This window comes from Shewanella eurypsychrophilus (assembly GCF_007004545.3).
In the GTDB taxonomy this organism is placed as follows: Bacteria; Pseudomonadota; Gammaproteobacteria; order Enterobacterales; family Shewanellaceae; genus Shewanella; species Shewanella eurypsychrophilus.
The window spans coordinates 2,886,360-2,900,595 of the sequence record NZ_CP045503.2 but is presented as its reverse complement, the minus strand read 5'-3'; the positions used below and the strand labels follow the sequence as shown (position 1 = coordinate 2,900,595).

8 protein-coding genes are annotated in these 14,236 nt (G+C 43.0%); 4 read left to right on the top strand and 4 right to left on the bottom strand.

What is annotated here, in order from left to right:
• Positions 1-34: 34 nt before the first annotated feature.
• Positions 35-949: a pseudouridine-5'-phosphate glycosidase gene (locus FM038_RS12260; protein ID WP_142874970.1), complete on the bottom strand. Its 915-nt coding sequence runs from the start codon at positions 947-949 to the stop codon at positions 35-37.
• Positions 943-2,034 (bottom strand): PfkB family carbohydrate kinase, encoded by a 1,092-nt coding sequence (locus FM038_RS12255; protein ID WP_142874969.1) that lies wholly within the window; start codon positions 2,032-2,034, stop codon positions 943-945. The genes FM038_RS12260 and FM038_RS12255 overlap by 7 nt, the downstream gene beginning before the upstream one ends.
• A 941-nt stretch (positions 2,035-2,975) precedes the next feature.
• On the opposite strand from FM038_RS12255, the gene FM038_RS12250 reads away from it, so the two are divergent.
• The 3 genes from FM038_RS12250 (at position 2,976) to FM038_RS12240 (ending at position 9,490) form a co-directional block, all read left to right on the top strand.
• Positions 2,976-4,877 (top strand): diguanylate cyclase, encoded by a 1,902-nt coding sequence (locus tag FM038_RS12250; RefSeq protein WP_142874968.1) that lies wholly within the window; start codon positions 2,976-2,978, stop codon positions 4,875-4,877.
• 86 nt (positions 4,878-4,963) lie between these two features.
• Positions 4,964-5,812: a mechanosensitive ion channel family protein gene (locus tag FM038_RS12245; protein ID WP_142874967.1), complete on the top strand. Its 849-nt coding sequence runs from the start codon at positions 4,964-4,966 to the stop codon at positions 5,810-5,812.
• A 648-nt stretch (positions 5,813-6,460) separates the two neighbouring features.
• The gene (locus tag FM038_RS12240; RefSeq protein WP_142874966.1) at positions 6,461-9,490 is read left to right on the top strand and encodes a UvrD-helicase domain-containing protein; all 3,030 of its coding nucleotides are present in this window, start codon (positions 6,461-6,463) and stop codon (positions 9,488-9,490) included.
• A gap of 860 nt (positions 9,491-10,350) precedes the next feature.
• Here the strand turns inward: FM038_RS12240 and FM038_RS12235 are convergent.
• Positions 10,351-10,530, bottom strand: a complete 180-nt coding sequence (locus tag FM038_RS12235; protein WP_142874965.1) for a hypothetical protein — start codon at positions 10,528-10,530, stop codon at positions 10,351-10,353.
• 721 nt (positions 10,531-11,251) lie between these two features.
• Between FM038_RS12235 and FM038_RS12230 the strand changes: the two genes are divergently transcribed.
• Positions 11,252-12,352, top strand: a complete 1,101-nt coding sequence (locus tag FM038_RS12230; RefSeq protein WP_142874964.1) for a PepSY-associated TM helix domain-containing protein — start codon at positions 11,252-11,254, stop codon at positions 12,350-12,352.
• Positions 12,353-12,888: 536 nt separating this feature from the next.
• On the opposite strand, the gene FM038_RS12225 is transcribed toward FM038_RS12230, so the two are convergent.
• Complete coding sequence (locus FM038_RS12225) at positions 12,889-14,145, bottom strand: adenylosuccinate synthetase (protein WP_142874963.1); 1,257 nt, start codon at positions 14,143-14,145, stop codon at positions 12,889-12,891.
• Positions 14,146-14,236: the final 91 nt, after the last annotated feature.

Here is a 14,236-nt window from a genome sequence, read left to right as displayed (position 1 = left end):
TTGACTGATCATCTATTGATATTAGCGAACAGTTCTAGCTGGCGTACTCGACGGCTATCTTGGCTGCCAACTTTGCATTGTTATACACAAGCTGGATGTTTGCTTTGAGGCTGCTGCCTTCTGTTTTCTCTGCAACCTTGGCCAGTAAGAAGGGGGTAGACTGTTTACCCGATATGCCTTTGCTGTCCATCTCGGCCACGGCGTCAATGATCACTTTATCTATCATGCCACGATCGAGCTGATACTCTTCCGGAATAGGGTTGGCAATGACAACACCACCTTTTAATCCCATGTCCCACTTGGCTTTCATCGCCGTGGCGATCTGTTTGGGGGTATCCAGTCTATAGTCGACACCAAACTCACTTTCACGGGTGTAGAAAGCGGGTAATGTATCGGTTTGATGGCCGATAACCGGTACGCCCTGAGTCTCTAGATACTCTAGAGTCAGGCCGATATCCAAAATTGATTTAGCCCCTGCACAGATCACTGCCACATTGGTATTGGCTAACTCTTGAAGATCGGCTGAGATATCAAATGTCTGTTGTGCACCACGATGAACTCCACCAATTCCGCCAGTGGCAAATACTTTAATGCCCGCCATTTGAGCCAAGATCATGGTAGAGGCAACTGTCGTTGCCCCATCTATCTGCTTAGCGACAATAAAGGGGATATCGCGTCGACTGGTTTTAATGACATCTAAACCTGCCTTACCTAAATATTCGATCTCCTCATGAGTCATGCCAACTTTCAATCGTCCCTTTAAAATGGCTATTGTGGCTGGGATAGCGCCATTATCACGAATAATCTGCTCAACTTTTAAGGCTGTTTCCACATTTTGTGGATACGGCATTCCGTGTGAAATAATCGTAGACTCCAGTGCAACAACGGGCTTTCCAGCTGCAATTGCTGCGGCGACTTCTGGGTTAATATCTAGGTACTGCTCTAACATATTGACTCCTTGATAATTCGATTTACTGATATTTCGGACATATTTGGATTAATGGTCGCAAGGTGTGACAGCGCCACGACGGCTGCGGCCATTGCAAATTTGGTGGAATGCTCGATTCCCCATTCTTGGATCCAGCCATGAGCAAGGCCGGCAAGAAACGCATCGCCTGCTCCGTTTGCATTAATCATGGCTATTGGTATGGCAGGAATAAGCGCTTGGGCGCCTTCATCACTGTAAAAGACACCATCACAGCCAAGACTGAGGAAGATGCGTTTAACGCCCTGGTTATGGAACCAGTTAGCTAAAGCAGGTAACTCGCTATAGTCTTCGATGAAAATCCCTGAGAGCTGTTCGGCCTCTTTAAGATTGGGTTTTAAGGTGTGAACTGAGCTTAAAAACGGTTTTATTTTCTTAGCTTTAACACAGGAAACTGTATCGACAAAGATGGGTCTGTCGGCGAAATTATTAAGCAGGTATTCCAGTGATTCAGCTGATAGATTGGCATCGAGAATAATAAGATCTGCACGCCTTAATAGCTCTTCTTTCTCTTTGAGCACCTCGACACTTAAACGCTCTAAAATAGCCATGTCATTGATAGCGACATGCATATCGCTGTCGCCGTCGAGCACTGAAAGGTAGGTAGAGGTATTGGCATCATTGAGCTGTAAGCAGCCTTTCATATCGATACCGGCTTGCTGGCATTGACTCATGATCATCTGCCCATAAGTATCTTTGCCTATAGCACTGATTAACCGCGTCTGTGAACCTAACCTTGCTAAGTTCTCGGCGATATTACGCCCGACACCACCGGGAGAGCAGCTCACACTGCCAGGGTTTGAATCACCCACTTGCAATGCGCTTAGCGGACGACCAAGAATATCCATATTGGCCCCGCCGATAACCACCGCATAACGGGACTCGGCTAAGATATAGCCCTTGCCTCGAATGACGCCTTTATTAGTGAGGTTCATGATATGCCCGGCAACAGCAGAGCGGCTTATGCCTAACTGATCGGCCAAGCTTTGCTGTGCGATAAGTGGGTCTTGTTTGAGTAGTGCCAGTATCTCTAGTTCGCGTTCTGTCATAGTGATTATCCAGTTTACACGCCAAACAAACATTTGTTTGGATACCAAACTTAAGTTTAAGCTTGGCTATAAACTAAGCTCAATAAAGATAGAGTTCAAGTAAAAGCTGTGATTTTTATGATGAAAACGTGATCTTGAATTGGTTCAGGTGTAGCTAAAGTTGCGCGATATCACAATTGGTAGACAGAGAAGGATGACGGCTCGCCTAGAGAAGCAACGTAGGTAATTGCTCCATGCATAACCGACATTTCCGCATTGACCCATAGGGATATGGGGAATGTCTAAGTTATATCGGGAATATCACAGACCCCTTGCGGTCAGATGACACTAGGTTGTAAAAGCTAAGACTATGCAATATCTATTCTGTCGTTCCGGCATTCTTTCAGGCCGGAATCCACGTGTTTGGACTTAAAGGAAAGTGCTGGATCCCGGAACAAGTCCGGGAAGACAGGAAATAGAAGGAGCGATATCTACTCCGTCTTTCCGGCATTCTTGTTGGCCGGAATCCACTTCTTTGAACCTAAAGACAACAGCTGGATCCCGGAACAAGTCCGGGATGACAAGCTTCGACATTTGATATCTCAGTTAGGCTGATATCAATACCTTGTGCAAGCTTAGGTTGGTTGGCAATTATAATAATTTAAGTGCGGGTGTTGTTTTAAAAAGCATCGTTTAAGAGGACATTTTAAAGGTTGATCACACGAGTAGATATCCATATACACGTGTGACTTGCCTTGCAGAGTTAAGTTGGTAAGATGCTGTAAATTATAGAATCAAAGGATTGTTGTTTGACAACTTCCTTGATAATCCCCCTAAGAAACAACCTAGTTAGGTCTCCTAAATATAGAATTTATCATATGAAGGTAAAGTGGGAGTTATCTCTATCCGCCTAAAAGTGGATCCTCATTCAGCAACGACATTAACCCGGTAAAAGGCTCGATATGAAACCTCGTTTCGATAGTTCAAATTTCTCCATATCCTTAATACGGAGGCGCTATTATTGGATTTTCACGCTTTTTTTCCTGCTGTTTGGCAGCTTAGTCGCGATTGTCACCTCTCTGATTAATTACAACATTCAATATACCAATATAGAAAGTGAGCTCCGGGAAAAAATCACGGTAGAAAAGACGGTTAAATATGCTCTGCTCAAGGAATTTATGCAGCATGCAGAAAATGTTGTTGGGGCTATAGCTAACAGCGATTTGACCATTAAATATGTCACTACAAACAGTCAGAATGCCCATGATAATCTCAATCAACTTTTGCTTGCAGCCACAGTGTCTAATGATTCATTTATGCAGCTGCGTTTCATCGACTCATCGGGCATGGAATCGGTAAGGATTGACCGAATTAAAGGCGCTGATACGCCAGCTATTGTTGCTGAAAACGAGTTGCAGAATAAGAAAGACAGATACTATTTTGACGAGGCGGCCCGCTTATCTAAGGGAATGTATTGGCATTCAAATTTAGACTTAAATATTGAACACGGTCAGATAGAGATGCCTATTCGACCAACCTTTCGTATTGCGACGCCAGTATTTTCAGATGATCAATTTTCGGGGTTCATTGTGGCGAACATCTCTATCGAGTCGCTTCTTTCGGCACTGAGTGCTTCTTCCGATTTTGATATTTATATTATAGATAAAGAGGGAGAGTTTATTCTTCATCCATCAGCAGAGTTTAGCTGGAGCCGATACTTGCCCAACCGTTCAAATGTGCTGACTCAATTTCCTGAATTTGGAGATTCAATTTTAGAAGTGACCGATAGCCATCAAGCTGATCTATTTACCTTTTCGATAAATGAAATTTTTATGAATGACGATGAAGCATTTGTAATGGCTGTTCCGCGTCAGAGTCTGCTTGCTAAGTTCCAGAAAGATAATATGTTAACGGCATATCTTACCGCGCTGACCGTACTCATTGTTTCATTTATTTTGTCGGGTTTAGTGGCCATTATTCCTGCCCGATTGCAAAATAAATTGAGTGATGCGTACTTCAAAATTAAAAACTATGCCGAGATCATCAATCGGTATGTCATTACATCTTCAACTGATAAAGCCGGGCATATCCTCTCAACAAGTGCAGCCTTAAGTGAGGTATATGGTTTCTCTGCAGAAGAGCTGAAAGCGAAGAAACACAATATCGTAAAACATTTTGATACAGCGACTGAAACCCATGAGGTGATCTGGAATACTATTTTGAAAGGTAAAACATGGCGTGGGGAAATTAAAGTAAAAAATAAGGATGGCAACAGCTTTTGGCTTAATCATGTTATCACTCCTGATTTTGATGATAATCGAAATATTGTTGGTTTTACTTCAATCAGTCATGATATTACCGACAAAAAAGAGATTGAACGTTTATCCGTTACTGACACGCTTACCGGACTCAATAACCGTCGCCGACTCGATGATCTGTTTAGCCAGGAATATGACCGATTCAATCGATATAAACGGCAGTTTTCTATGATCTTGCTCGATATTGATCATTTTAAACAGGTAAATGATAAGTATGGCCATAAGATTGGTGACAAAGTGCTGATCGAGATGGGAGAGGTATTGGCTTCAAATGTGCGTAAGAATGATCTGGTGGGTCGTTGGGGCGGGGAAGAATTTCTGCTTATTTGTCCTGAAACCACTATCGATGGTGCGATAAAGCTGGCAGAAAAAATACGCCTGCTTATCGAGAAAACTGAATTTACTGAGGTTAAAAAAGTGACTTCTAGTTTTGGTGTAACGGTTGCGGTTAAGGGAGACAGTGACGAAAATATGTTTATTAGAGCCGATAACGCCTTGTATAAGGCTAAGAGTAATGGCCGTAACTGTGTCGTGTCATCAGCATAGTTGATGTTAAGATGCGGTTTCTGGCAATATAACCAGCAATTTACTTCATTTGTATTAGCTAACTGGTCACTGTTTAAGAAGGTTTTGTGGATAAACTAAACATAGTCATCGAATTTTTTTCAACCTATAAGCTTTTGTTTACCGTCATCGTCATTGTGTGTATTTCGTTTCTTAAGCGCTTGGTGGTATCTAAAATTCGTGGTGACTTGCCCTTTGTCACCGAAGGGCAGCGTAAGTGGATGTCACGTACCAAAAATGGCACTTTCATCATCATTATTATGGTGTTGTTTCTACTGTGGCAGACTGAAATTAATAAATTTGCCCTATCAGTTACTGCGATTGCCATTGCCTTTGTGGTGGCATCTAAAGAGATCATCTTGTGCTTTACTGGCTCAATACAGCGGGCAAGCTCGCGTTCGTTTGTGATTGGTGATTGGATTGAAGTGGGTAAGTTGTGTGGTGAGGTGATTGAGCACAACTTGATGGCGACAGTCATTCAAGAGATAGACATACTTCACGGCCAATATAATTACACGGGGAAAACGGTCACGTTTCCAAATAGTATGTTTTTCAGTTACGCGGTTAAAAACCACAATTTTATGAAACGCTATGTTTATCATAGTTTCAATATAACGATTGTTGAGTTCGTGAATCTGTATCCGTTATTTCCTGAGCTGATTGAACAAATTGAGGTGCATTGTGAAGATTTTCATGATGTGGCGATTCGATATAATAGTATTATTGAGAGACATGCAGGTGTCGATTTGCCTGGGCCTGAGCCACACATTCAAATTCATAGCGGACCTGCAGGTGAGCAGATGGTGCATATTACGATTTTTTGCCCTACAGAGCGCGCAGCTCATTTAGAGCAGTTGATCAGGGAAGACTTTATGATCGTGTATCATGAAACATTTCCTAAAAAAGCCTCTGAATAGTGCTTTTTGAATAAAGCCTTAAGGTAATCTCCATAAAAAGCCACTCGATTGAGTGGCTTTTTACTTAATTGATTTGATGAAATAGCGTTCTCGTCTATCCGGTGTACTTACATCCTGTCTTTCCGGCTTTCTTTTAGGCCGGAATCTACTTTTTAGATCTTAGAGAAAAGCTGGATCCCGGAACAAGTCCGGGAAGACAGTAAAAGAAGGCTCGATGACATCTAGCTCGTCTTTCCGGCACTCTTTTAGGCCGGGAGCTACTTTTTAGAGCTTAGAGAAAAGCTGGATCCCGGAACAAGTCCGGGATGACCATAAAGAGAACAAGTCTGGGATGAACATACAGAGAAGGAGTCAAGACAGAATGATGTCTACTTCGTCTTTCCGGCATGCTTGTTGGCCGGAATCCATTCTTTAATTCACACTTTAGAGCTTAAAGATAAAAGCTGGATGCCGGAACGCGTCCGGCATGACAATCAAAGAAGAGTAAAGGTGCTCATTATTTATTCTTCATTTGATTCATTGCTTTGCGGTGAATATTTATTCTTGTGTTTGTAGTTGAGTTTCTAGCGACAAGTCTGTAGTCAGTACTATTGCCATATGCTTTTAATTGATAATATGCACAGGTATTTTGCATTTTTGAGGTTGTAGATGGAGCTTAGGCGACATGCGGTTAAATTTGGTTTTCTGCAGGGGCTGTTTTTTGCTAAAACGGCAAGTTTGTGTGATCGGGGTTTAGCCATTGACGGTAGATTATTTAACTATCCGAGCATCGACAAAACCGTTACCGTGAGGGCTGGTTGGTTTACTGAGACCTTGGTGTGGGGTGACAATAAGTTTACCTTTTTCAGGTTCACTCCAAGCAAATCTCTGTTCAAATTAGCTAAGCACAACAGACTTGTGTCTTGTAGGCCTGGTTTACTGCAAACATACGATGACTTGCTCGTGGATATTACTAGCTTTGATGAAGAGTTTAGTCAGCACCAACGTTTCTTGCGTCATTCAGACAGAACACGCTTACAGCAAGGTTACCTTGGGACCTTGGCTGCGTTCAAACTCACGCCTCATTTCAAAGCATTTGGCTTTGATGTCACTCTGCTTAATTGCCGATTGGCTAAGTTTATTAAGCAACCAGAGCAGTTTACGACTAAATATAATCAATGGTGGCAGGGTAAGCAATTAGAGTCTTATCAAGGACTGTTTGATTCACTAGAAACTCATCCTTTAACATCGCTACAGCGCCAGGCGTGCGTTATCGATGAGAACAATACCTTAGTCATTGCCGGTGCGGGGACGGGGAAAACCAGCACCATGGCGGCCAAGGCCGCGTATCTGGTTAAACAGGGTTTGGCTAAGCCCGAAGAAATCTTGATGCTGGCTTATGGTAAAGATGCCATGGTTGAACTCAAGGAGCGGGTTGATGGTATTGCGGGCCTTAATACGGTAAAGGTGAGTACCTTTCATGGCCTAGGCAAAGAGATTATTCAATCTTATCTCAATAGCTCTACTCAAGTGTCAGTGCTTGCCAGTGATACTAAGAAGTTTACGCAATTTGTCGATCAACAGATTGATGCCATTGTCTCCGATCCAAAAATGGCCGATCCTGTTGCCGAATATTTTGGCCGTTATCTGTATCCCCAAGTGAACGAACTAGATTTTAAAACTCAAGGTCAATACCGTTCATACCTTAAAAATAATGAGATTCGAGCGCTTTCTGGCGACTTGGTGAAGAGCTTCCAAGAGCTCACTATCTGTAATTATCTTTATACTCACGGCATACAGTTTCAGTATGAGCCCAAATATGCAATTTCAGTCAGTGAGCCGGGGAAAAGTGCTTATCAACCTGACTTTTATATTCCGGTGCTCGATGCTTACTTAGAGCATTTTGGTATCGATAAGCAAGGTAACACTCGGCCAGATATCGATAAAACTGCCTATAACCTGAGCCGTGAATGGAAAATAGAGACTCATCAAGGTAATAACACCTGTTTATTGCAGACCTTTAGCTGGCAAGCTGACAAGGGGCAGTTAGAGAAGCACTTAGAAACCCTGCTATGTGAGCGTTGTGAAGAGATAGGGATGGATGAAGATCAATTGTTTAAACCTTTATCACCCGAAGCCGTTTTTGCTCAGGTAAAGGCCTTGGGCGTCTATCGCAATGTCAGTCGGCTAATGTCGAGTTTTCTGTCTCTTTTTAAAGCTTCGAGTTTCTCGTTAGCCGATCTTGAACTGATCAAGCTGACACCAGCTAGTGTTAATAAGGATAAGAGTGATAAACAAAGTACCCTTTATAATCAAGTCAGATGGAAAGCCTTCTTGCACCTGTTTAGGTGGGTGATAGCCAAGTATGAGGCGCACTTAAGGTCGCTTAACACTTTAGATTTTTCCGATATGATCAGCCAATCGGTTGATTTAATCGGTGCGAGTGACTTTCATCAGAAGACAGACGGACAATTTCGTTTTAAGTACATAATGGTCGATGAGTTTCAGGATATCTCTGCTGAGCGCGCCAAGCTGGTGACGCAATTGCGGGATTCAAGACCTGGTTGTGCGCTGTTTTGTGTGGGTGATGATTGGCAGGCGATTTATCGCTTTACCGGCAGCGACCTTAAGCTAACCACCGAATTTAAGCAGGCTTTTGGCGAGACTCAAGTTGTCACCTTAGATAAGACCTTCAGGTTTAACGATAGGATAGAGAAGGTTGCTTCAAGCTTTATTCAAGCTAACCCGGCTCAGCTAAAGAAAACCCTGACTACCCACACTGTCAGTGATGATCCTGAAGTTTGTTTATTGATTAACTCAAAAGAGACAGGGCTAGAGCAAGCTTTTGATCGCATTGTTGAGGTTATGGACTCTGGCTGTGAACGAGCTCAAAGCTCTGGCTTAGACTTAGGCTTAGATAAGGCGGTTAGGAAGGGTGCAGGGAAAGCAAAAGAGCTAGGTTTTACGAGCGTGATGGTGATCAGCCGTTTTAATTCTTCGTTGAAAAATTTAAGTGTCTGGCAGAAACGCTATCCACAACTACAGATCTCTGGCTGTTCGGCCCATGGCTCAAAAGGAAAGCAGGCCGACTTTGTTATCATGCTCGATGTGAATGATGACAAATATGGCTTTCCGAGCAAGATTGCGAGCGATCCGATTTTAGAAGCTTTGCTGCCTAAGCTTGATGATTATGCCTATACCGAAGAGCGCCGCTTGTTTTATGTCGCCTTATCCAGAGCTAAAAAGTCGGTATTTGTTCAAGCAGAACTGGGTAAGGAGTCAGTCTTTGTCAAAGAGCTGCGTACTTACAAACATGATGTTCGCTGTTTCCTCAGCGATCTTGCACCTCTGTATATCGACTCATTATCTTGCCCCGAATGCAATGAAGGTAAGCTTATTCCGACGCAAGGGCGCTATGGCCTATTTTATACTTGCTCATTAGGCCATCATTATTGCGATACCAAGTTGGACGCATGCACGAGTTGTAACAGCGCTCCTATGTTACGCAATGAAACCCATCATGTATGCGCATCTGAGCAATGTGGCCATCAACAACAAGTTTGCCCTGAGTGTGTGTCAGGCAAGCTTATCATGCGGACCAACAGTAAAAGCGGCAAGGCGTTTTTGGCTTGTAGCCTGCACAGAATGAAAGATGTGAATAGCTGTCAATATACGAGAAGTTTAGTAGAGCTAAGATGATGCTCATTTCATGAGCTTGGTAAAGCAAAGATGACGCTAAGCTGTTGAAGCTGAGAAGGCACTTCGTTGATGGAACTGTGACGACGCTACGCTGTAAGGGCTAAGACGATACTCATTTCATGAGCTTGGTAAAGCAAAGATGATGCTTCGCTGTAAGGGCAAGATGGAGGATTCTTACTGCGTCTTTCCGGCTTTCTTTTAGGCCGGAATCTACTTTTTAGCGCTTAGAGCAAAAGCTGGATCCCGGAACAGGTCCGGGAAGACATTAGTGCTTTAACCTATAGGGATATGGGGAATATCTAAGTTATATCGGGAATATCACAGACCCCTTGCGGTCAGATAACGCTTCTCTGTAAGGGCTAATACGATGCTCATTTCATGAGCTTGGGAAGCTAAAATGACGCTGGTGCTGGAATTGCTAAATCGATATTCGTAGCGTGAGTAAGTGGATCTTAAAGTACTTATTATAAAGTACTTATTATAAAGTACTTATTATAAAGTACTTATTATAAAGTACTTATTATAAAGTACTTCGTCTTTCCAGCATGCTTCCTTTCTGTCTTTCCGGCAAGCTTATTGGCCGGAATCCATTTTGAGTCCACTTGTTTGAATCAAGATCCAAAGCTGGATACCGGAACAAGTCCGGTATGACAGCTAAAGGGGAAAGACTGCTAAAAGGAGAAGACACGCATCGACAACTCCTTCCGTCCTTTCGGCATATTTCCTTTCTGTCATTCCGACGCTCTTGTTAGCCGAAATCCACTTTTAGAATCAAATTGTTTGAATCTACTTCTTTTTGCTTGTAGCCATGACTAGCATAACTGCGAAGAAAATGATTGTGGTGATTACTATGGCTGTATTCATTGCTTATTCCTTTTCATAAAATGCTGATAGATAAAATATGCGCCGATTGAGACGATTAAAAAGGGGATGAGGGTGATGGCAACATTGAACATTAACTTAGTCACTGGAATGATAATGATGGTTGCCATGATAAATATGGCAAAGGTGACTAATGCGATAAAAATAATCTGATTCATGTTTTCCTGATTGTCTCTTTCTTTAGCGCTGTTTAATTTAGTATCATTATCGCAGGCTTATCTTATTTCTGGCTTAATTGAGATTTAAAGGTTAGAAGGCTAAGAAGGCGCTTCGCTGTTGGGGCTACGTCGGTAATTGCTCCATGCATAACCGACATTTCCGCAATCCCTTGCGGTCAGATGATGCTCATTGCATGTGCTTGGTAAAGCAGAGATAATGCTTGGCTGTTGGGTTTAAGACGATGCTTCGTTGTTGGAGCTATACCTACTCCGCCTATCCGGTGTTCTTACATTCTTACATTCTTACATTCTGTCTTTCCGGCATGCTTGTTGGCCGGAATCCACTTTTGAAAGCACTTGTTAGAACAAGAAAGAAAGCTGGATCCCGGAACAAGTCCGGGATGACCTATCTAGAGTTACATATTTGAGCGTTCAGAATGAGATGTTTGTGTATTCTGCTTGGCAGCTTTGCTGTATTTATAATCGCTGGCGACGGGTACTTTCAATCGTATGTTTACTCGTACTTTTACTGTCTGACTTTATACTGAAACAATAGCATTCGAAGCTATTTATTATTCAATATTTATAACAGTTTGTGTCAATTTTTGTAAGTTTATGTCAGGTGCTAAATCCTTACTTTGTAAATCCTATTTTGAGTATTGTAATAGCAATCGTTACTGATAACCTTTGCGCCATTGTGGGCAAATAATAAAAATACACTATGACTAAAATTTTTAAACTAATTCATAACTGGGTAGGCTTTTTTATCAGTTTGATCATGCTGGTGGTACTCACTACAGGCATCTACTTAGGTAGTGTTGATCTGCTTAAGCGTTTTGATGATAAAGGGCAGGTGTTTTCAGCTTTAAGCAATGAGCAAAAAGCGGGTATCGCTGCTAAAGCTCTGTCGAACTATCCTGATGCAACAGGTGTAAAGTTACCAACCGAAATGTCTCCCTATGTAGAGACATATTCCAGACAGCAATCTACCTTTCTGACTACTGAGCTTGAAGAGCTAGGCACTCAAGTTAAGAGTGATAATGAAGTATGGCGCTTTATCTTCTTCTTTCATCGTAACTTCCAGTTAAGTGACCCAGGTAAACATGTTAATGCCATCAGCTCTATCTTGGCGACTGTGATTATGTTTATTGGACTCTACCTATGGTGGTTGATACGTAGGGGCTTTAAATGGAAGCATACTATTCCTAAAAACAGTAAAAATAGTGCGCTGATCAAGAGTCATATTCAACTTGGACTGATTTTTTCAATTCCGCTTTTGATAATGGCCATCAGTGGCGCGTACATCACCTATGGTCCAAGAGGCGGTGCAACATTAGATGATAATCGTGCTAAGCCTGTCATGGGGCAAGCCAATGACTGGCAATCGCAGATATTAGCGGCGCAAAAATTATGGCCAGATGCTGAACTCGTATCAGTATCAAAGCCGCGTAGACCACAACCTGATAGCTTAATTTACTCATTAAATTTTAACGCTAGCAACGTGTTTGCGCTACAACAGGCTGATACGATCAAAATTGATTTTGAAACTGGCCAACTATACTCAGCAATAACCTTCGCCGAAAGGGGCATTAAAGGTCAGGCGATTTACAGCGCACGATTTTTACATGATGGTGCGAGAATGCCAACCTGGTATTTGCTTATGCTGATTATTAGCTCCATTGTCGGAACGGCTATGGTGAGCTTCGCTTTACTGACGTTTGTTAGGAAGGAGTTTATAGGGCGTAGGGCTAAGAAGCAGAGTAAAGCTAAGACGGTAGGCAGTGCTGAGACGGCGACCTTCGGCCTTGGGAAGCAAAGATGATACTTTGTTGGTAGAGCTGATGGCACTCGGTTGGTGGAGCAGTGACGATGCTCCGCTGTAAGGCTGAGATGATGCGCACTAAGTGCGCTGTTTGAGCAAAGCTGGATACCGGAACGAGTCCGGTATGACAGAAACAGAATTTAGCCAATATAGCGTTGCATTTGGTCATTCCGGCACGCTTGTTGGCCGGAATCCAATTCATTTGAGTTAAGTTCAAGAGCTAGATACCGGAACGAGTCCGGTATGACAAAAACAGAATTTAGCCGGTATAGCGTTGCACTTGGTCATTCCGGCATGCTTGTTGGCCGGAATCCATTTCATTTGAGTTAAGTTCAAAAGCTGGATACCGGAACGAGTCCGGTATGACAGAAGTAACGATGTTCCCGGCTTTACCAGTATGACACCGTACTTAGTCATTCCGGCATGCTTGTTGGCCGGAATCCATTGCATTTGAGTTAAGTTCAAGAGCTAGATACCGGAACAAGTCCGGTATGACTAACATAGAGATATTTCCCGTTTTTACTGGGATAACTGTATTATCTAAGGATCATCTGCTCACGTTCTGGGCCTACTGATACCATTTTGATTGGTACTCCCATTAGCGCTTCGATGCGTAGCACATAGTGTTGAGCGGCTCCTGGTAGGCTTGCAAAGGTTCTGCAACCTGTGATGTCTTCGCTCCAACCTTGCATCTCTTCATAGACAGGAGTCAGGGCTGCTGTTTGAGGCCAGATTGGGTTCTGTGTATGTTCGCCAGCATAAGATACGCAGATTTTTAGATCTGTCATGCCAGTTAAGCAGTCAATTTTAGTCAGTGCGATTTCGGTAGCGGCTTGTAACTCGACACCATTACGGGTTGCGACAGCATCAAAATATCCCATATCACGAGGACGACCTGTGGTTGCGCCGTATTCATTAGATGTTTCGCGGAAGTTATCTTGCTCTTCCATTGCTGTCACTAAGGTACCTGTGCCCACTGATGAGCTGAATGATTTCGCCACGGCTATGATGCGCTCAGGACGTAATGCCGGTAAACCACTGCCAATGCCTGCATAAGCTGCGGTAACGTTTGAAGAGGTGGTCCAAGGGTATTCGCCATAAACCAAGTCACGACCTGCGCCTAGTTGCGCTTCAAACAACAAATTAGCATTGTTGCTTTGCATCACTTTTAACGGCTCAGTCACGTTACAGATGAATTCACGCCATGGCTCCGTGACTTCTAATAACCATGCGGTCATCTCTTCAGCACTTTGGCTGAAATCACAGCTTGGGTATAACGCTTTTAACTGCGGCATTTTCCAATTGAGCATAAATTGAATACGCTCAAGCAACACTTCTGGTTGCTTTAACCAGCCGACTAGAATACCTTTTTTCATGACGCGATCGCCATAAGCTGGCGCTATACCTTGACGAGTTGAACCGTAAGCTGCATCGCCTAAACGTTGCTCTTCGAGGGTATCTTCGAGTGCATGTAGAGGCAGACATAATGTAGCGCGATCTGAGATGTGTAGCTTTACACTGACACCAGCCGCTTTCACTTCGGCTATCTCTTCACTTAATGCCGCAGGGCTGATGACCATGCCAGGACCCAGTACCGCAAAACAGTCTGGATTGAATATGCCACTTGGAAGCTGGTGTAATTTGAAGGTACCAAAGTCATTAACGACAGTATGCCCCGCATTATTACCACCTTGAAAACGAATGCTTGCAGAAGCATCTGCCGCAAGAAAATCAACGATACGGCCTTTACCTTCATCGCCCCAATTAGCACCCACAACAACAATAGACGGCATAACTCACACTCCTGAATGATTAAGAGGCTATGCTAATGGAATACTTTGGATATGGAAAATTAATAATTATTATCAATTTGATAAGTAACTC

What these genes read in the sequence shown, in the direction of transcription:
- FM038_RS12260 (WP_142874970.1), bottom strand. Translation starts at nt 949, where the DNA reads ATGTTAGAGCAGTACCTAGATATTAACCCAGAAGTCGCCGCAGCAATT.
- FM038_RS12255 (WP_142874969.1), bottom strand. Translation starts at nt 2,034, where the DNA reads ATGACAGAACGCGAACTAGAGATACTGGCACTACTCAAACAAGACCCA.
- FM038_RS12250 (WP_142874968.1), top strand. Translation starts at nt 2,976, where the DNA reads ATGAAACCTCGTTTCGATAGTTCAAATTTCTCCATATCCTTAATACGG.
- FM038_RS12240 (WP_142874966.1), top strand. Translation starts at nt 6,461, where the DNA reads ATGGAGCTTAGGCGACATGCGGTTAAATTTGGTTTTCTGCAGGGGCTG.
- FM038_RS12235 (WP_142874965.1), bottom strand. Translation starts at nt 10,530, where the DNA reads ATGAATCAGATTATTTTTATCGCATTAGTCACCTTTGCCATATTTATC.
- FM038_RS12230 (WP_142874964.1), top strand. Translation starts at nt 11,252, where the DNA reads ATGACTAAAATTTTTAAACTAATTCATAACTGGGTAGGCTTTTTTATC.
- FM038_RS12225 (WP_142874963.1), bottom strand. Translation starts at nt 14,145, where the DNA reads ATGCCGTCTATTGTTGTTGTGGGTGCTAATTGGGGCGATGAAGGTAAA.